Origin of the sequence: Pelomonas dachongensis (assembly GCF_043555865.1) — a bacterium.
GTDB classification, from domain to species: Bacteria; Pseudomonadota; Gammaproteobacteria; order Burkholderiales; family Burkholderiaceae_C; genus Pelomonas; species Pelomonas dachongensis.
On sequence record NZ_JBIGHY010000003.1, the window covers coordinates 247,541 to 265,871 of the forward strand.

Annotated in this window: 15 protein-coding genes and 2 pseudogenes; 13 read left to right on the forward strand and 4 right to left on the reverse strand. The window is 68.8% G+C overall.

Annotation, left to right across the window (positions count from 1 at the left end):
* Nucleotides 1–52 precede the first annotated feature (52 nt).
* The 4 genes from mnmH (at nucleotide 53) to ACG02S_RS10350 (ending at nucleotide 5,137) form a co-directional block, all read left to right on the forward strand.
* The gene (mnmH, locus tag ACG02S_RS10335; protein ID WP_394470376.1) at nucleotides 53–1,099 is read left to right on the forward strand and encodes a tRNA 2-selenouridine(34) synthase MnmH; all 1,047 of its coding nucleotides are present in this window, start codon (nucleotides 53–55) and stop codon (nucleotides 1,097–1,099) included.
* Nucleotides 1,096–2,160: a selenide, water dikinase SelD gene (gene selD, locus ACG02S_RS10340; protein ID WP_394470377.1), complete on the forward strand. Its 1,065-nt coding sequence runs from the start codon at nucleotides 1,096–1,098 to the stop codon at nucleotides 2,158–2,160. Before mnmH ends, selD begins: the two co-directional genes overlap by 4 nt.
* A 215-nt stretch (nucleotides 2,161–2,375) precedes the next feature.
* Nucleotides 2,376–2,687 carry a hypothetical protein gene (locus tag ACG02S_RS10345; RefSeq protein ID WP_394470378.1) on the forward strand — a complete coding sequence of 104 codons (312 nt, stop codon included), beginning with the start codon at nucleotides 2,376–2,378 and terminating at the stop codon, nucleotides 2,685–2,687.
* A gap of 929 nt (nucleotides 2,688–3,616) precedes the next feature.
* The gene (locus tag ACG02S_RS10350; RefSeq protein WP_394470379.1) at nucleotides 3,617–5,137 is read left to right on the forward strand and encodes a GGDEF domain-containing protein; all 1,521 of its coding nucleotides are present in this window, start codon (nucleotides 3,617–3,619) and stop codon (nucleotides 5,135–5,137) included.
* Nucleotides 5,138–5,201: 64 nt separating this feature from the next.
* Here the strand turns inward: ACG02S_RS10350 and ACG02S_RS10355 are convergent.
* Together ACG02S_RS10355 and ACG02S_RS10360 are read right to left on the reverse strand one after the other, a co-directional pair.
* Nucleotides 5,202–5,570 (reverse strand): annotated as a pseudogene (locus ACG02S_RS10355) (methyl-accepting chemotaxis protein); the annotation flags it as partial.
* A gap of 119 nt (nucleotides 5,571–5,689) precedes the next feature.
* Nucleotides 5,690–6,109: a Fur family transcriptional regulator gene (locus tag ACG02S_RS10360; RefSeq protein ID WP_394470380.1), complete on the reverse strand. Its 420-nt coding sequence runs from the start codon at nucleotides 6,107–6,109 to the stop codon at nucleotides 5,690–5,692.
* A gap of 90 nt (nucleotides 6,110–6,199) precedes the next feature.
* Here ACG02S_RS10360 and ACG02S_RS10365 point away from each other — a divergent pair, with 90 nt between their 5' ends.
* The 9 genes and pseudogenes from ACG02S_RS10365 to ACG02S_RS10405 all read left to right on the forward strand — a co-directional run.
* On the forward strand, nucleotides 6,200–8,326 hold the full coding sequence (locus ACG02S_RS10365) for a TonB-dependent siderophore receptor (RefSeq protein WP_394470381.1): 2,127 nt from the start codon (nucleotides 6,200–6,202) through the stop codon (nucleotides 8,324–8,326).
* Nucleotides 8,327–8,328: 2 nt separating this feature from the next.
* On the forward strand, nucleotides 8,329–9,072 hold the full coding sequence (locus tag ACG02S_RS10370; protein WP_394470382.1) for an ABC transporter ATP-binding protein: 744 nt from the start codon (nucleotides 8,329–8,331) through the stop codon (nucleotides 9,070–9,072).
* A complete protein-coding gene (locus ACG02S_RS10375) occupies nucleotides 9,069–10,496 on the forward strand; it encodes a DUF3526 domain-containing protein (protein WP_394470383.1) in 1,428 nt (475 codons plus the stop codon). Before ACG02S_RS10370 ends, ACG02S_RS10375 begins: the two co-directional genes overlap by 4 nt.
* Nucleotides 10,493–11,860 (forward strand): DUF3526 domain-containing protein, encoded by a 1,368-nt coding sequence (locus ACG02S_RS10380; protein ID WP_394470384.1) that lies wholly within the window; start codon nucleotides 10,493–10,495, stop codon nucleotides 11,858–11,860. Before ACG02S_RS10375 ends, ACG02S_RS10380 begins: the two co-directional genes overlap by 4 nt.
* Complete coding sequence (locus ACG02S_RS10385; RefSeq protein WP_394470385.1) at nucleotides 11,857–11,997, forward strand: hypothetical protein; 141 nt, start codon at nucleotides 11,857–11,859, stop codon at nucleotides 11,995–11,997. Before ACG02S_RS10380 ends, ACG02S_RS10385 begins: the two co-directional genes overlap by 4 nt.
* Nucleotides 11,994–12,731: a metal ABC transporter ATP-binding protein gene (locus tag ACG02S_RS10390; RefSeq protein WP_394470386.1), complete on the forward strand. Its 738-nt coding sequence runs from the start codon at nucleotides 11,994–11,996 to the stop codon at nucleotides 12,729–12,731. The genes ACG02S_RS10385 and ACG02S_RS10390 overlap by 4 nt, the downstream gene beginning before the upstream one ends.
* Nucleotides 12,728–13,591 carry a metal ABC transporter permease gene (locus tag ACG02S_RS10395; protein WP_394470387.1) on the forward strand — a complete coding sequence of 288 codons (864 nt, stop codon included), beginning with the start codon at nucleotides 12,728–12,730 and terminating at the stop codon, nucleotides 13,589–13,591. The genes ACG02S_RS10390 and ACG02S_RS10395 overlap by 4 nt, the downstream gene beginning before the upstream one ends.
* The gene (locus ACG02S_RS10400; protein WP_394470388.1) at nucleotides 13,588–14,454 is read left to right on the forward strand and encodes a metal ABC transporter solute-binding protein, Zn/Mn family; all 867 of its coding nucleotides are present in this window, start codon (nucleotides 13,588–13,590) and stop codon (nucleotides 14,452–14,454) included. The genes ACG02S_RS10395 and ACG02S_RS10400 overlap by 4 nt, the downstream gene beginning before the upstream one ends.
* Before the next feature lie 23 nt (nucleotides 14,455–14,477).
* Nucleotides 14,478–14,783, forward strand: a pseudogene (locus ACG02S_RS10405) (GTP-binding protein); the annotation flags it as partial.
* A 245-nt stretch (nucleotides 14,784–15,028) separates the two neighbouring features.
* On the opposite strand, the gene ACG02S_RS10410 reads toward ACG02S_RS10405, so the two are convergent.
* Together ACG02S_RS10410 and ACG02S_RS10415 are read right to left on the reverse strand one after the other, a co-directional pair.
* Nucleotides 15,029–17,125, reverse strand: coding sequence for a TonB-dependent receptor (locus tag ACG02S_RS10410; RefSeq protein ID WP_394470389.1), 2,097 nt, complete (start codon nucleotides 17,123–17,125; stop codon nucleotides 15,029–15,031).
* Between the two features lie 62 nt (nucleotides 17,126–17,187).
* Nucleotides 17,188–18,330 carry a PepSY-associated TM helix domain-containing protein gene (locus ACG02S_RS10415; RefSeq protein ID WP_394470390.1) on the reverse strand — a complete coding sequence of 381 codons (1,143 nt, stop codon included), beginning with the start codon at nucleotides 18,328–18,330 and terminating at the stop codon, nucleotides 17,188–17,190.
* Nucleotide 18,331 lies beyond the last annotated feature (1 nt).

Consider the following 18,331-nt stretch of genomic DNA (forward strand, 5'->3'; position numbering starts at 1 on the left):
ATTGTTCACGCCACTCCCGCCCATCGGGCCTCGGTGTAACCTCGCCCACCCCATGAGTCACAAGCCCACCACCGTGGCCGAACTGGGCGAGTTCACGGTCCTCATCGACGTGCGTTCGCCGGCCGAGTTCGCGCTGGACCACATCCCCGGCGCCATCAACTGCCCCGTGCTGGATGACGAGGAGCGCCGCGTCGTCGGCACGACCTACGTGCAGGTGTCCGCATTCGAGGCACGCAAGATCGGCGGCGCCATGGTGGCACGCAACATCGCCCGGCACCTGGACGAGCAGTTCCGCGACAAGCCCCGGGACTGGCGGCCCCTCGTCTACTGCTGGCGCGGCGGCATGCGCAGCGGCAGCTTCGTCAACTGGTTGCGGCTGGTCGGCTGGGACGCGCAGCAGCTCAAGGGCGGCTACAAGGCCTGGCGCGCGCACGTCATCGAGCAGATCGCGCAGCGCGCGCCGGCGCTGGACCTGCGCGTGCTGTGCGGGCCTACGGGAAGCGCCAAGACCCGCGTGCTGCAGGCACTGGCCGCGCAGGGCGAGCAGGTGCTGGACCTCGAAGACCTGGCCGCCCACCGCGGCTCGGTGCTGGGCGCGGTGCCCGGGCGGCCGCAGCCGTCGCAGAAGGCCTTCGAGACGCAGCTGGCGCATCGCCTCGCCGCCCTGGACCCCGCGCGCCGCGTCTGGGTGGAGGCCGAGAGCCGGCGCATCGGCCGCATCACCGTTCCCGAGCCGCTGCTGCAGCGCCTGCGCGAAAGCCCGGTGGTCGAGATCGCCGCGCCGCCGGATGCGCGGCTGGCCTACCTGTTACGCGACTATGCCTGGCTGGGCGACGACCGCCCGGCGCTGGCGGACAAGCTGGACGGCCTGCGTGAGCTGCTGCCCCGCGACGTGCTGGCACAGTGGCGCGAATGGGCGCTGGCCGGCGCGCTGGCGCCGCTGTTCGAGGCCTTGATGGCCCGCCACTACGACCCGCTGTACGCCCGCTCGCAGGGCCGGCATCTCGCCGGCCTGCCGAACGCTCACCGCGTGGCCTCCGACGACCTCTCCGACGCTGGCATCCAGTCCCTGGCCGGCCACATCGCCTCACTGCCATGACCCACACCTCCGCTCCCATCCCGCGCCTGACCTCGCTGTCCCATGGCGGCGGCTGCGGCTGCAAGATCGCGCCGGGCGTGCTCAGCGAGATCCTGAAGAACACGCGCCAGCTGCCGGTGCCGCCGCAGCTGCTGGTGGGCATCGAGACCGCGGACGACGCGGCCGTCTACCAGCTCACCGACGACATCGCGCTGATCGCGACGACTGACTTCTTCATGCCCATCGTCGACGACCCGTTCGACTTCGGGCGCATCGCGGCTACCAACGCCATCAGCGACGTCTACGCCATGGGCGGCAAGCCCATCATGGCGCTGGCGCTGGTGGGCATGCCCATCAACGTGCTGCCCGTGGACGTCATCGGTCGCATCCTGGCCGGCGGCGAGTCGGTCTGCGCGGCGGCGGGCATCCCCATCGCCGGCGGCCACACCATCGACTCCGTCGAAGCCATCTACGGCCTGGTCGCGCTGGGCGTGGCGCACCCCAAGCGCATCAAGCGCAACTCGGATGCGCGCCCGGGCGACCGGCTGGTGCTGGGCAAGCCGCTGGGCGTGGGCGTGCTGTCGGCGGCGCTGAAGAAGGAGCAGCTGTCGGCCGACGGCTATGCCCGCATGGTGGCCACCACGACCCAGCTGAACACGCCGGGACCGGACCTGGCCGCGCTGGACGGCGTGCACGCGATGACGGACGTGACCGGCTTCGGCCTGGCCGGCCATGCGCTGGAGCTGGCGCGCGGCGCGGGCGCCGGCGTGGAGATCGACTGGGCGCGCGTGCCGCTGCTGCCGCAGGTGCGCGAACTGGCCGAGGCCGGCTTCGTCACCGGCGCGTCGCGCCGCAACTGGGCCGGCTACGGCGCAGAGGTGGCGGTGTCCGCCGATTTCCCCGCGCCCGACCGCGCGCTGCTGACCGACCCACAGACCAGCGGCGGTCTGCTGGTGTCATGCGACGCGGGCGCGGTGGACGAGGTGCTGGCGGTATTCCGCCGCCACGGTTTCGACGCGGCCGCGGAGATCGGCACCGTGGTCGCCTCGAACGACGTGGGGTCGCGCTTGCGCCTGCGTTGAGTTGTCGAAGTTCTCTGAATCCTGAACGCGGGGTGCATGGGAATTCAATGAGGTCCAGTGCCGACCTCGACCACTTGCTCCCGCCTCCGCGGAGCTGATCCCCCAGGGGCGAACCGCGGCCACCCAGGCTCACGCGCGCCCAGAGGCCGCGTGAGATTTCAAACCGCATGCTTGGGGCGACGTCGCCGTCCTGTGCGCGTTTGGGGGATGTCACCATGACGCCCATCCGCGTCATTGATCCGGTCGAGGTCCGGCGCGGCCTGGGCCACGATATCCACAACCTGAGCCGCGTGCCCTGGCAGGTGGACTGGCCGAGCGCCGTTCAAGAGGGGTTCACGTTAGCCATGGCTGGGGGCCGAGGCCGGCCACGCCAGGACGAACGCTTCGTGCGCAAATGGCTTCAGCTCAGGCTAAATGCGCTGGTTCGGGATCGCAGCGTCGCGCCTGACTTCACGGTTGAACTGCTTCGGCGACTGGATGCCAAGCCATGCCCAGCGATGCCTGGTGACCTGAGAGATCCTGCCTAACGGCACTCGCCGTGGGACCGATGCGTCCGTCGACCGGCTGAACAAGGACGGCGCATATGCCGCCACGAACCTCGCCATGCTGTCGGCCCGCGTCAACCGCACCAAGGACGCCTGCGGTTTCGGTGAAGTCTAGGGCTTGGCGAAGAAGCAGGAAGCCACGGTGCGTATTCCACTGACCGCGGACAGTGTTCCAGGCGATCGCGGACACCCTGAGTGGGTTCCTGAGTGACGGGCCGCATGGGTAGGGCAACCGCCCGCCATCAATTTGGAACGGTGTCCGCGATCAGCGTGGAACGGCGTGCTGGGTCAGGCCTGGGATGCTCCCCGGCGCAGCGACTCGCCCTTGAGCGCGATCCTGGCTCAGCAGTAGCTGGCTGATCTGCCCGACTGTCAGCGTCGACGCTACGCGCACTCGAGGCGGGGTCGGAAGGCATGGCTGTGGGAATCTTCTGAAGGGGTTCCCAGCCTTGGGCTTGCTGGATCAGGTGGACAAGCTGCTAGACGCACACGTCGCCCCAACTCGGTCTCGTTCGCCGAAAGACCGCAGAAGGCGCGCTGGCGTCGACGACTACTGTCTGGCATTTTGATCTGTGGCACAGGAGCGCAGCTTCCCGCGCGCCGCGCCCCCAGCCCTATGGTCAAGGCCTTGGAGGCTCAGCTGGGCGTGCGCCTGTTGACTCGCATCATCCGAACTGCGGGCGTGCAAGCAGGACCCGCGTAAAATTCCGTCAAGAACACGCCGCGTACTGCCAGTATTACCCTAGGTGGAAGACACGTTCTCAGGATCCAGATCCGCATCCCCGCTACCCGCTGTAGCGCCTGGGTTGCCGCAGGTTGATCTGGCCCAGCAGCTGCAAGAGGCCATGCTCCTGGGCGGACGCAGCAGCATCGCCCCACCCGAGGCGGCGCTGGCTGCATGCGTAGCCGCCATGGACCTGGCCGCACAACTTCATCTCCCGCTAGAGCGTGGCCGTGCAGCCGAGCTGCGCTGCCTCCATCTTGGGCGGCTTGGCCGTTACGCGGACGCCGTGAAGGCTGCACATGAGGCGCTGCCACTGCTGCAGGGCGCTGATCAACGGAGCGAACGCTGCGCGGTGTTGCGCACTCAGGCCCTCGCCGCGAGCGAGTCCCAAGCTTTCGAGACCGCGCTAGGCGCCGCGAACGAATTGGTGCGCCTGGCGCGTGACCACGATGCCAGCGCCGCGCTCGACGCTGCCATGGCGCTGGCGGCATGCTTCGAACGCATGGGCGACCCCTGGCAGGCCGAGCGCGTGTTGGCCGACGCGTTGCGCGTCCATGGCCCAAATGCCAGCAACTGGCTTAACCTGGCAGCTAACAACAGTCTCTGTGTCATCGGCATAGGCATGCTGCATCGGCTGCTTGACAGCCAGGCGGACGATGCCGAGCTGCAATCGCTGCTGGTGCACACGCGCGGCGCTGCTGAACGCGCGCGCGACCTGCTGGAACAGCTTCCCAACCCGGCGCACAGGGTGCCCATTCTCGGCAACCTGGCCGAGGTGATGCTGCACCAGGGCGACCTTGCCGGCGCCGGTGCACTGCTGCGCCAGGTGCTCGAGCTGGCACAGCAGCACGGCCTGCAGGCTCATGCTTGGCGCATGTGCACCTCGCTCGCCGACTGGCATCTGGCACAGGCGCAGCCCGAGCCGGCTCTTGAATTGGCGCTGGGTGTGATCAAAGAGATGGGAGCCATTAGGCAGCAGCAGACATTGATCCGTGCCCGACGCTCGGCCTACCGTGCCTGCCGCGCCCTCGGTCGTTTCGAGCAGGCGCTGCAGCATCTGGAAGTGGCTGAGCGCGAGGAGCGCCGCGACCTGACAAAAAAGATGCGAGCCCAGTCAGAGCTTTTCGTATCGCGCGCCGAAGCTCAGCAAGTGCAGTGGCAGGCCGACGACGCACGGCTGGAGGCACAGCAGCAGCGCCAACGCGCTGCCGAGGCAGCCGCCAGCGCCGAACGCGACCCTCTCACTGGACTGGGCAATCGCCGCCATCTGGAGCGCCGCTGTGCCGAGCTGTTGCCCGCAGCTCAACGCGAGCTGCGCCCGCTGGCTCTGGCGCAGCTGGACATCGACCACTTCAAGTCCATCAACGACCGCTTCGGCCACGCCACAGGCGACCGCGTGCTGACGCTTTTGGCCCAACTATTGCAGGACGGTATGCGCGCCAGCGACGTGGTGGTGCGACAGGGGGGCGAAGAGTTTGTCATCGTGCTGCCCGACACCGATCTGTCAGCTGCAACCGACGTCTGCGAACGTCTACGCGAACGCGTCGCGACCCATCCTTGGAGTCAGCTGGGTGGACCGGACTGGCAGGTCACTGTCAGCATCGGTCTGGCAACCGCGCCGCCGTACGAGCTGGCTCCGCTGCTCGAGACTGCCGATGCCGCACTCTATCGCGCCAAACGCGGCGGACGGAATCGGCTCTGCGTGTAGGCTCATTGGGCTGCCTCCATGCATGGACTGTGCTTCAACGCTGAAGCTCCTATCAGGCATCTTCTCAAGCCAGCTTGAATATGGCGACGGCGGAGACCATCTGCTCGGCCTGTGTCTTCAGGCTCTCGGCTGCCGCAGCGACTTCCTCCCCAAGTGCTGCGTTCTGCTGTGTGGCTCGGTCGATCTGGGACACTGCCTCACCCACTTGGGCAACGCCAGATGCCTGCTCGGTGCTGGCGGCGCTGATCTCGCCCAAGTCAGTGACACGGCGAATGGAATTGACCACCTCGTCCATGGTCTGTGCTGCCTTGTCAACCAGAGTGGTGCCTTGTTCGACGCGCTCAGCGCTGGCAGAGATGAATGTCTTGATTTTCCGGGCTGCTTGAGCACTGCGCTCCGCAAGACTCCTGCCAGCAACGGTAGGCCTGCCTCGGCGGTGGGCAAGACGGCAAGCAGTCGCCGGCATTCCTGCGCAACCTCCTCGCTTCCTCCGTGCTCGCAGGGCTTCCACCGCCAAGGCTCGCTCGCTTGTGATGCGAGATCCTCGTCGTCTCAGTGACCCGATGCCCGGTCCACCCTGCGCGCGGCGTTCGGCCGCTTGCTGTCGCCGCAATCTGAACAGCGGCCATAGAGCGTCAACTCGTGACGCTCCACCACGAAGCCTCTCGGGGCCAGGCCGGCCAGATTGCCGGGGCAGGCGTGCACCTCGAAGACGCGCTGGCAGCTGTCGCACTGGAAGTGGTGATGATGGCCAGCGCCCGCGAGCTCGTAGCGAGGCACTTCTCCCGGCAGCGTGACGGCGAGCAGCTCGCCCTCCTCGACTAGGGTGCGCAGATTGCGGTAGACGGTCGCCAGGCTGAGCCCCGGGGCCGCAACCTCGGCGGCCTGCAGGATTTCCTGAGGCAACAACGGGCGGGCGGCCTCGGCGATGGCCTGCCGGATGGCGGTGCGCTGGCGAGTGTTTCTTTCCATAGGCCGAATTAGACCTTCTCTTTATTGCACATGCATTCGCATTATGATTAAAAGCCGAATGTCACGGCCCTGCGCAACGCGCCATTTCCCATGTCTTTGCATCCGTCACTGCATCTCATCACTCTCGCCATCGCAGCTCTCGGCGTTGATGCCGCCTGCGCACAAGCTGCGCCGGACGCCCCCGCCGCCTTGCCGGCCGTCGAGGTGGTCGGCCGCACTGCCTCTGGCGCCTACCACGCAGGCGAGGCGTCTGGCGCCAAGACCGAGCTGCGCCTGAGGGAGCTTCCCCAAGCGGTGCGCGTACTGACCCGCCAGGCCATCGACGACCTGGGCGCCACCAAGCTGGACGACGTGCTGGACTACGTGGGCGGCGTCTCACGTCAGAACAACTTTGGCGGTCTGTGGGACAACATCGCCGTGCGCGGCCTGGCCGGCAACGAGAACACCGGCATGGCCACGCTGCTGAACGGCTTCTCGTCCAACCGGGGCTTCAATGCGCCGCGTGACCTGGCTGGCGTCGAGCGCATCGAGTTCCTCAAAGGTCCGGCGGCCGCGCTGTATGGCAGCAGCGAGCCAGGCGGCACGCTCAACATCGTGTCCAAGAAGCCGCTGTGGCAGGCCGGCCATGCGCTGGAGGTCTACGCCGGCAGCTTCGACCTCAAGCGTGTCGCGCTGGACAGCACCGGCCCCGTGAGCGACGCGCTGGCCTACCGCCTGAACATCGCGGTCGAGGATCGTGACAGCTTCCGTGACCACATCCATGCGCGCCGTGAAGTGGTCGCCCCCGCCTTCAGCTGGAAGCTGGGTGCCGACACGACGCTGGACTACAGCGCCGAGCTGTTGCGCCACCGCACGCCGCTGGACCGCGGTGTCGTTGCATCCACGGCCGGCGAGCTGGGCATCATCCCGCGCGAACGCTTCCTCGGCGAGCCGGCCGATGGCGACGTGACGGTGGACAACCGCACCCACCAGCTCATCCTGTCCCACGACTGGAACGACCACTGGCGCGGCCGCCTGGGCCTCGCCTATCGAGAGACCGGCATCCACGGCTTCTCGACCGAAGCGACCGCGCTGCAAACCGATGGCACGCTGACACGCCAGCGCCGCCTGCGCGACTACGACTCCGACGACCTCGCGCTGCAGGCCGAGCTGCAGGGGCGCGTGCGCGCTGCCGGCGTGGTGCACGAAGTGCTGCTGGGCGCCGAGACTTTTCGCTTCGACATGGACACGGTGATGCTGCGCATCAACCCCAGCACCGCCAGCCCCTACGCGATCAACATCTACCAGCCCGTCTACGGCCAGGCCCAGCCCACGCCTGTGGCCAACACGGACACCTTGGAGCATCAACGCGGTACCGCGTTCTACGCGCAGGACGCCATCACGCTGGCGCCGCAGTGGCGGCTGCTTGCGGGGGTGCGGGTGGACAACTACCGCCAGTCGCTTCTGAACCGGCGCACCGGCGTCACCACCCGGCAGGATCCTTCTGCCACGTCGCCCCGCATCGGCATCAGCTGGCTGCCCACCGCGCAATGGACGGTCTACGCCAGCGCCGGCAAGTCCTTCCGCCCCAACGTCGGTACCGACTTCAACGGCCAGGCCTTCGCACCCGAGAGCGGTCGTGCGCTGGAGTTGGGCGCCAAGTGGGAAAGCGCTGGCCAGCGCATGGGCCTGACGGCAGCACTGTTCGACATCCGCAAACGCAATGTGCTGACGGCCGACCCGGGTGCGCAGACGGACCCCGCCCGCACCGGCTTCTCAATTGCCGCCGGCGAGGTCGGCAGCCGCGGGCTGGAGCTGGATTTCGCGGGCCAGGTCAGCACGTCCTGGCGCGTCAACGCCAGCCTCGTGTGGAACGACGTGGAAGTGCGCCGCGACACCGCACTGCCTGCAGGCACACGGCTGCTGAACGTGCCCAAAGTCAACGGCAGCCTGTTGGCCGTGTACGAAGGCTCGTTCACCAATGGCCAGCGCTACGGGCTGGGAGGCGGCGTCACGCATGTCGGCGCGCGCATCGGCCAGACCGCCACGACCTTCGAGCTGCCGGCCTACACCACCGCCAAGCTGGTGAGCCACTGGCGCATCAGCCCGACGCTGCGTGCCACGCTGGACGTCGACAACCTGTTCGACACCACCTACTACACCAGCTCCTACAGCAGGGTCTGGGTCACGCCAGGCGCTGCGCGCACTGTGACCCTGGGCCTGCAAGCGAAGTTCTGACCATGTCCGCTGCCCCCTCTTCCAAAGCCGCGCTGCTGGACGTTTCTGATGCGGTCGCCGGCTATGGCCAGCGCGACGTGCTACAGGGCTTGACCCTGAAAGTCGCACCGGGTGAGATCTATGCGCTGCTCGGCGCCAACGGCGCCGGCAAGACCACCACCATCAGCCTGCTGCTGGGCTTCGTGCAAGCGCGGGCCGGCCGCGTGCGCGTGGGCGGCATCGACCCCTCCGCCGATGCTGCCGGCGCCCGGCGACAGATCGCCTACATCCCGGAAAACGTCGCGCTGTATGAACACCTCAGCGCCCGCGAGAACCTGGCCTATTTGCTGGACCTCGCCGGCCAACCGGCCAGCGACGCAAGCGTGCGCGAAGCACTGTCCGCGGCGGGCCTGGGGAGCGCGGCGCACGACCGGCGTGTGGCAGGCTTCTCCAAGGGCATGCGCCAGAAAGTAGCCATCGCCCTGGCCCTGGCCCGCCACGTGCCGGCCCTGCTGCTGGATGAGCCGACCTCGGGGCTGGATCCACAAGCCAGCGCCGAGTTCACGCGACTGCTCGTTGACCTGCGCACTCGCGGCGTCGCGGTCCTGATGGTCACGCACGACCTGCTGGGCGCTGCCGATGTGGCCGACCGCATCGGCTTCCTGCTGGCCGGCAAGCTGGTGGAGGAAGTGACCGCGGACGGACCGGACCGTTTTGACGTGCGCGCTCTGCATCGGCACTACGCGGTGGCAGAGGGGGGAACATGAGAGCCGTTTTTCGCATTGCCCGCGAAGAGTGGCGCCTCATGTGCCGGGACCGTGTCGCCGTGCTGGGCCTGGCGCTGCTGCTGCTGCTCGGCACGGTCGCTGCCTTCACCGCCTGGGACCAGCGCGGTGCGGCACAGGCCGACCGCCAACGGCACCAGACGCAGGTCGACCAGGAATTCGATGGGCAGCCGGATCGACATCCCCACCGCATGGTGCACTACGGCCATTTCGTCTTCCGGCCACTGAACCCGCTGGCTGCGTTCGACAGCGGCATCGACCCCTTCACCGGCCACACGCTGTTCCTCGAAGGCCATCGCCAGAACAGCGCGAACTTCGGCGACGTGCGCCAGTCATCGCTGCTGCTTCGCTTCGGGCAGCTGACGCCGGCCTTCGTGTTGCAGGTGCTCGCACCACTGCTGCTGGCCTTCCTCGGACACGCGGCGGTCGCCCGTGAACGCGAACGCGGCACCTTGCGGGTGCTAATGGCGCAAGGGCTGCGCCCGGGCCAGCTGGTGGCCGGCAAACTGCTGGCGCTCGCCGCGGCAGCGGCGCTGATGCTGCTGCCGGCGGCGCTGGCGCTGGCAGCCATAGCCCTGGACGACCCGGCCAGCACCCCGCTGGCACTCTCCATTGCACTGGCCCATGCGGCTTGGCTGCTGCTATGGACGCTGGGCGTGGTGCTGGTATCGACGTGGGCACGGCGCAGCCGCGATGCCCTGATGGCGCTGTTGGCGGCATGGACCGTCGGTGTCGTGCTGATACCCCGGTTGGCGCCCGAACTGGCTGCTGCGCAGCGGCCGCTGCCCACGCGCCTGGAGACCGACATCGCGGTGGCACGTGATCTCGCAGCCCTCGGGAACAGCCACAACCCGGATGATCCGCACTTCGCAGAGTTCCGCCGCCAGGTGCTGGCCAAGTACGGCGTCTCGCGTGTCGAGGATCTTCCGGTCAACTACAAAGGCCTGGTCGGGATGGAGGGCGAGCGACTGACCAGCGAGCTGTTCGAGCGCTACGGGCGCGAAAGCTTCGCGCGCCAGCATGCGCAGTTGCGTCATGTGGCGCTATTTTCCTCGATCAGCCCCGTCATCGCGCTGCGCGGCATCTCCATGGCCGCAGCCGGCACCGACCTGTGCAGCTACCAGCGTTTTCTTGAACAGGCCGAGAAGCATCGCTACACCTTGATGCAGTCGCTCAATCGACTCCAGGCCGAGCAGTTGAGCTGGGCATCTGACCGCAACAGCCGCGAGAGCCGCATCAGCAAGGATCACTGGCACGGGCTGGCGTCCTTCCACTTCGAACCCGAGCCCATGGCCGCCACGCTCCAGCGCATCGCGCCGCTGTCTGCCGTGCTGGCCGCCTGGCTGCTGGCACTCGCCACCGCGATGGCATGGGCCACCCGGCGCCTGCAAGGAGCGATGCGATGAGCGCGCTGCGACATGAATGGCGGCTGCTGAGCCGCTCCCGTTGGGCCATGGCAGCGCTGTTGCTGTTGCTGACCTTGTCCGTGCTGGCCGTCTTCAGCGGACTGCGCGAGGTGCGGCGCCAACAGGACACCATCGCTCGCGTCGCCGCGCTCCAACAAGAAGAGCTGGCGCAGCAGGCACCGAAGCTGACACGCGACGGCAATGCGGGCACGGTGGGCTACTACGCATTCCTGGGCACCTGGGACGCGCCCACGCCGGCCGCCTTCCTCGCGCTGGGCCTGCGCGACGCCACGCCCTACGTGCTGCGCGTGCGCGCGCTCGCCTTGCAGTCCCAGCTGCACGAGGGCGAGACCTACAACCCTGAGCTGGCCCTCGCCGGCCGCTTCGACCTGGCGTTCGTCGCGGTCTACCTGTTGCCACTGTTCCTCATTGCCCTGCTCTACGACCTCGTCAGCAGCGAGCGACAGTCGGGCCGCCTGGCGGCACTGCTGGCCCTGCCACGGGCCGGCCGGGCGCTGTGGTGGCGTCGCGCGGGCTTGCGCGCCGGCCTGGCTTCGGCCTGTGTGCTGTTGCCGATGCTGGTCGGTGGAGTCGTCAGCGGCCTGCCTGCCCAAGCGCTGGCAGCCATCGCGGCGGCCGTGCTGGCCTATGTCGCCTGCTGGACGGGCCTGGCCTTGCTGGTCGGTCTGCGCGGCGGCAGTTCGGTGGCCAACGCCACCGCGTTGATGGGTTGCTGGGCTGCGCTGACGTTGGTCTTGCCCACCCTGGGCAACGCCGTGCTGAGCCGGGCGGTGCCGGTCCAGCAGGGCGCGGCGCTGATGCTGGCGCAGCGCCAGGCCGTGCATGGCGCGTGGGACGTATCGCGGGAAGACACCCTTGCCCGCTTCTTCCGCAGCCATCCGCACTGGCAGGGCACCGCGCCGCTGCCCGCCGGGTTCCACTGGAAGTGGTACTACGCCTTCCAGCAACTCGGCGACGAAAGCGTGGCACCGCAGGTCGCCGCCTATCGCCAGGCCCTGCTCGCGAGGCAGCGGGCGACGCAGACCCTGGGCCTGGCCCTGCCGGGCGTAGGCCTGCAGGCGGTGCTGCACCGCATTGCCGACACCGACCTGCTCGCGCAACTGGCCTACCAGGATGCCATCACGGCATTCCACGCCAGGCTGCGGGAACAGCTCTATCCCTACCTGTTCGAGGAGCGACGGTTCGAAGCGCAGGACTTCGCCCGCCTGCCCCGCTTCGAGCCCCGTGCCGCGGCGCTCGACATCCCGTGGGGGCCACTCGCCGCGCTGGCCCTCGCCGGTGTGCTGACATGCGTTCTGGCAGCACGTGCTGCCGGTCGCGTGGCAACGCGGGACGCCGCATGAAGATGTCGACCCGCTTCAGGCTGCGCCGACCCACGCTGTCTCTGATGAATCAGGGCGCCCGTCAGCGCATGACCACCGCTGCAGCGCCCGTGGCGCTGTTGTGGCTGGCCGTGGCCTGGGCCCTGGGAGCACCATGAGCCTGATCAACCTGCGCAACCTGACGGTGTCCTACCGGGGCTATCTGGCGGTGCACCAGGTCTCTGGCGCGTTCGAAGCCGGCTCGCTCACCGCCATCGTCGGGCCCAATGGCGCTGGCAAGAGCAGCCTGCTCGGCGCCATCGCGGGCCAGCTGGTGCCTGCAGAGGGAGAAGTGGCGCTGGCATCGGGCCTGCGGCAGCGCATGGCGTGGCTGCCGCAGCAGACCCTCGTCGACCGCAGCGTGCCGCTGGAGGTGGCAGACCTCGTGGCACTCGGCACCTGGGCCAAGACCGGCAGCACGCGCGCGGTGACATCTGCGTTGCAAAGCCGTGTCGACGCCGCGCTGGACGCGGTCGGCTTGGCCGGCTTGCAGCGCCGCCTCATCGTCGAGCTGTCAGCGGGACAGCTGCAGCGGGCGCTGTTCGCGCGCGTGCTGGTGCAGGACGCGCAGGTCATCCTGCTGGACGAACCCTTCAACGCCATCGATGCCCGCACCACGGCCGACCTGCTGGCCCTCGTGGCCCGTTGGCACGCACAGGCCCGCACGGTGATCGCCGTGCTGCATGACCTGGACCAGGTGCGCGCAAACTTCAGCCGCACCCTGCTTCTGGCACGCCGCTGCATCGCCTGGGGTCCCACCGCCGAAGTCCTGGACGCTGAACACCTGCTAAAGGCACGCCGCATGGCCGAATGCTGGGGCGCCGACGCACCGCTGCGCAAGGAGGCCGCGTGACGACCTACGAGTTGCTGGCCGCCCCCTTTGTTGACTTCGGTTTTATGCGCCGCGCCCTTGTGGCCTGCCTCGCGCTGGCGTTGGGCAGCGCGCCCGTGGGCGTGCTGCTGGTGCTGCGCCGCATGAGCCTGGTGGGCGACGCCATGGCCCATGCGCTGCTGCCAGGCGCCGCGCTGGGCGCGGCAGTGGCGGGTTTCTCGCTGTGGGCGATGAGCCTGGGTGGCTTCCTGGCCGCGCTGGCCGTTGCCGTGGCGGCGAGCTGGCTCACGCAGCGCACCGCGCAGCGCGAGGACGCGAGCTTCACTGCTCTCTACCTGATCGCACTGGCCGCCGGCGTCATGCTCGTGTCCAGCCGCGGCAGCAGCGTGGACCTCATGCACCTGCTGTTCGGCAGCGTGCTGGCGGTGGACGATGCGGCGCTGCTGCTCGTCGCGGGCGTGGCATCCGTCAGCCTGCTGGCCCTGGCCGCCGCCTACCGGCCACTCGTTGTCGCCTGCATCGACCCAAGCTGGCTAAGGCAGATGGGCGCAGGCGGCTGGGCCGGCACCGTGCTGCTGGTGCTGGCCGTGGCCAACCTGGTGGCGTGCTTCCAGGCGCTGGGCACGCTGATGTCCGTGGGCTTGATGATGCTGCCCGCCACCTCGGCCCGCTTCTGGGTGGCGCGCATTGCGCCGCAGATGGCCGTCGCCGCGCTGCTGGCACTGCTGTCCGGTGTGGCCGGGCTGCTGCTCTCCTTCCATGGCGAGCAGGCATCGGGCCCGGCCATCGTGCTGGTAGCCGGAGGCTTCTACCTGCTGTCGCTGCTGTTCGGCACGCGCGAGGGGCTGCTGTGGCAGGGCCGGCGCGGGGGACTGGCATGAAGCGGCGCCTGCTGCTCGCTGCCGCAGGCGCGCCACTGCTGCCTGCGGCCGCGCCTGCGCCGCTGCGCGTCATGACGAGCTTTTCCATACTGGCCGACCTGGTGCGCGAGGTCGGCGGTGACATGGTGTCGGTGAACAGCCTGGTGGGTCCGGACGCAGACGCCCATGTCTACAAACCCACGCCGCGCGACGTGCGAGGCATCGCCGCAGCGGAGGTGGTCGTCGTCAACGGGCTGGGTTTCGAGGGTTGGCTCGAGCGACTGTTGACGGCGAGCGGCACCCGTGCCGCTGTTGTTGTGGCCACAGAGGGCATCCAGCCACGGCTGGCGGGCTTGAGCGTGGACCCGCACGCCTGGCACGATGCCGCGCTGCTGCAGCGCTACGTGGCCACGCTGGCCGCGGCGCTGGCGAAGGCGCGTCCCGGCGCTCGAGAGGTCATCGCGGCCCGGGCGCGCAGCTACACCGACCGGCTGGCGGCGGCGGACGCCGACATCCGAAGCCGCCTGTCCCGCGTGCCGCGCGAGCAACGCCGCGTGTTCACAGCCCATGATGCCTTTGGCTACTTCGGCGCGGCCTATGGCGTGGACTTCCTGTCGCCGCAGGGCCCCGGCACCGGCCACGAGCCGTCAGCCGCAGACGTGGCCCGGCTCGTGCGGCAACTGCGCCGGGACCGCGTGCGCGCCGTGTTCGCCGAGAACATCGCCGACGCCCGGCTCATCGAGCGCATCGCGCGCGAAGCCGGCGCGCGCGTGGGCAGGCGGCTGTACTCCGACGCGCTGTCTGGCCCGGCCGGGCCGGCGCCGACCTGTCTGAAGCTGTTCGCCCACAACGCCGATGCGATCTGCACCGCGTTCGGCGTTTGAGAGATTCACCCGTCGTCCAGGAGATGCTCATGCCATCCACCTTGTTGCCCACCACCGTCCTGTCCGGCTTCCTTGGCGCCGGCAAGACCACGCTGCTCAACCACATCCTGCGCAACCGCGAGGGCCGGCGAGTGGCCGTCATCGTCAACGACATGAGCGAGGTCAACATCGACGCCTCGTTGGTGCGCGACCATGCAGACGCGGCAGGCGTGGGCCTCTCGCGGACGCAGGAAGCGCTGGTGGAGATGAGCAACGGCTGCATCTGCTGCACGTTGCGCGACGACCTGCTGCAGGAGGTGCGCCGGCTGGCCGCCGAGGGCCGTTTCGACTCCCAGGGCCACCCAGCGGGTGCCCGAGGCGCTGCAGACCTCGACCCAAATCACACCGCTGGAGGCCGTCAGCAGCTTGGACACTGAAGGCGCCAGCGCGCCGAAGACCATGGCGGCCAGCGCCAGCCAGGTCAGGCGCCGGTGAAGCCAGGACCCCAGGCGCACGGCTCAGCCCCTCACGCAGCGAAGCGCTGCGATGAAAGAGGACGGCTGCAGGATGCGCATGGGCTGCCTGGGCGGGGGGGTCAGAACTGGTAGCGCGCCGTGGCCGACACGTAGCGGCCTTGGGCGGGCGTCACCCAGCGCGCGGTATGCAGATGGCTGGAGACGTAGTAGCCCTTGTCGAACACATTGCGCACGGCCAGTTGCAGCTCCAGCGCCTGGCCACCGTCCAGCTTCGCCGTCCAGCTCTGCACCAGGTCCATGCGGGCATAGCCGGGCAGCACGGTGAGGTTGGCTTCTTCGGCAAAGCGGCGGCTCTGCACGGCGAGGTTGGCGCCCGTCTTCCAGCCCTGGCCCCAGTCGAACTGGCCCCACACAGTCAAGGCATGCTTGGCCACGTTGGGCACCTGTTTGCCGCCGTAGACGGCGTTATAGCCGTAGGTCGCGTCGGTGTAGGCATAGCTGAGGTTGGCAGACAGCCGGTCGGTGAGTTGACCGCTCAGCGAGGCTTCGATGCCCTGCGAGCGCGCTTCGCCTGCCAGGTTGAAGTCGAAGTTGTTCGCTGTGCTCAGGTCGGACGAGATCATGTTCGTCTGCTTGAGACGGAACACGGCCAGGTCGGAGTTGAGTCGGCCGCCGAGCCACTGCGCCTTCCAGCCCAGTTCCGCCTGGGCCGAACGGCGGCTGGGCAGGGACTGGTTGGTCGACGACGCGACCTGGTTGGGTGCGGTGCCGGTGGAGACGTTGGCGTAGACCGTGTCGGCCGTGCCGAGCCGGCGCAGCACCGCGAACTTGGGCGACCAGCGCGACTCGTGCACCGCCGTCACGGCCGCCGCGCCGTAGCGGAAGTTCTGGCGGTCCAGCCGGGCGCCGGCCACCAGCGTCCAGTCGCCCAGATCGACCTGGTCCTGCAGCGACGCACCGAAGGCGTACAAGTTCTGCGTGGTCAGCGAGACCGGCAGCGAGTCGTGGTTGGCGGGCACCGTAACGCGCCCATAGACCGGGTTGAAGACGTTGATGTTGGGACTTGTTGCCGCAGGCACGGAGCGGTTTGGCTGATGGAGCGACTCTTCGTAATAGTCCAGCCCGAAGTAGAACTGGTGGCGCACGCCTGCCAGCGTCTGCTGGCGTTTCAGCGAGGCGGTAGCGGAGTCGATGCGTCGTGTGGTGCCCGGCTCCCAGGCCGAGACGCGAGCCCAGGTGCCGGGCGGCTGGTTGGCCAGCGGCGAGCCGTTCAGCAGGTTCTTGATCGAGGTGGAGTCGGCTTCGAGGTGCGTGACTTGCCCTGCCAGGCGCGTGGCGTCATCCAGCGCGACGTCACCCGCCACATCGACGAGTCGGTTGCGCGTGGTCGAGTCGCCGAAGGGCTCGCCGAATTGCCGGTCCAGTGGCACGGCCACCGGGCGGCCGTCCAGCGACGGCAGGCCGTAGTCGGGCTGGTAGGTCTGGTTCGTGGCCTCGATGCTGGCGCGCAGGTGGTAGCGCGAGCCGCCGCTCTTGGCCAGGCCCAGCTTCACGCCGTCTAGGCGGTCAGGCACATGGCGCCACTCGCTGGTCTGCGAGCGGGTGGCCGTGATGCGCGCGGCCAGTTCGTTGTCGGCGGACAGCACGCGGTTCAGGTCCAGCGCCAGTTCACGGGCATTGGCCGTGCCGCCGCTGGCGACCACCGAGCCGAAGTTCTTCAGCTGCGGTTGCTTGGTCACGATGTTGACCGTGCCGCCCGGCTCGCTGCGCACGCCGACCGCCGCGCCCGGGCCGCGCAGCACGTCGACGCTCTCGACGAAGGCCGGCGTGTAGGGGTAGTTGGACAGCCGCACGCCGTCGCGCAGCACGCGGTTGGAGCCCGTGCCGTTGTCGGTCACGGCACCGCGCAGGATGAAGAACTGCGTGTGGGAGCCATTGAAGCCAGAGTCGGCCTGGGCGCCGGGCACGTTGCGCAAGGCGTCCTGCAGCGAGGTGACTGCCTGGTCGCGCAGCAGATCAGCCGGCACACGGCTGATGGAGAACGGCGTCTCCAGCGGTGTGGCCGTCGTGCCCAGGGCCAGGCTGCTGGCCGAGGTGTTGTCGCTGGTGCCGGTCACGCGCACGGGGGGCAGCGTGCTCGGACTGGGCTCGCTGGCTTGAGCGGCTACCAGCGTGGGGAGTGCCGCAAGGATGAGCGCGAGTTGGGTCTTTTGCATGGAAAGGATGAGCGGCGGTTGATGGTTGAAGAGAGGAGACATGAAAGGACCCGACATAGCGCTCAATGCGGAGAGTTCGAAGCGCGGAGCCCGTGTCGCCGAGCCACGGCGCGCACACGCCAGCGCCAGACGCCGGTCAGGAACAGCACGGCAGGCAGCAAGCCGGCCAACATCAACAACACCCGCAGCCCCAGGCCGCCGACCGAGCCGTCATGCAGCGGATGCAGCCAGTTGTTGACGATGTCGCCCGCGCCGAAGCGTTCGCGGTCCCGTGTGGCGAGCAAGGCTCCGGTGGTCGGGTCGATGTAGGCGTAGCTGTGCGGGAAGCGATCGCTCGGGTCGCTGGGTTGCTGCACGCGCACCCGGACCACGCCCGGCCCAGGCCCTGGCGACTCGACCCAAGCCAGCCGGGCATTCGGAAAGGCAGCACGCGCCGTCGCCAGCGCAGCCGCCAGCGAGACCCGAGGCCCTGCCGGGGCCGAGGCCTGCAGTTTGGGGGGCTTGGTCGGTGCACCGACGGTGGCGGCCAGCACAGCATTGCTTTCGTTCGGCAGCGCCAACATCACGCCGGTGACAGCCAGCATCAGCAGCAGTGGCAGTCCCACCAAGCCGGTGAGCTTGTGGATGTCGCGCAGCCGTCGCGACCGCACAGCATCGCGCTTGAAGCGCAGGGCATTGGCCCAGCTACCCCGTGGCCACCAGGCCCACAGGCCCGTGAGAAGCAGCACGGTCACTACCAAGCCGGACCAGCCAACGATGGCAATCCCGGTGTCACCCAGCAGCAGCGACATGTGCAGGTCGTAGAACCAGGTCATCAGGTAGCTGCCCCAGTCCGCCTCGCGCAGCACCTGGCTGCCGTCGGGCGACAACCACACCATGGTGAACGGGATGGCGTGGCCCGCGTGCGCCGGCACATGTCGGGCGGCGATCACACCGGGCTCGCCCTTGGCCTCGAAGCGCCAGGCACCAGTGCGTTCGGGCCAACGCGCCTTCACCGTCTGCAGGGCGCGGTCCCACAGCGGCGAGTCCCAGCCCGGCGCGGCGGCCGTCGAGTGAACCCGGATTTCCGGGTGCAGCGCGGCGTCGAGCGCCTCGTAGAACACCAGGGCCGAGCCGGTTAACCCTAGCAGTGCGAAGAGCGCGCCCACACCCAGGCCCAGCCAGAGGTGGAGCCTGAGGATGAAGACGCGCAGGCGCTGGGTCATG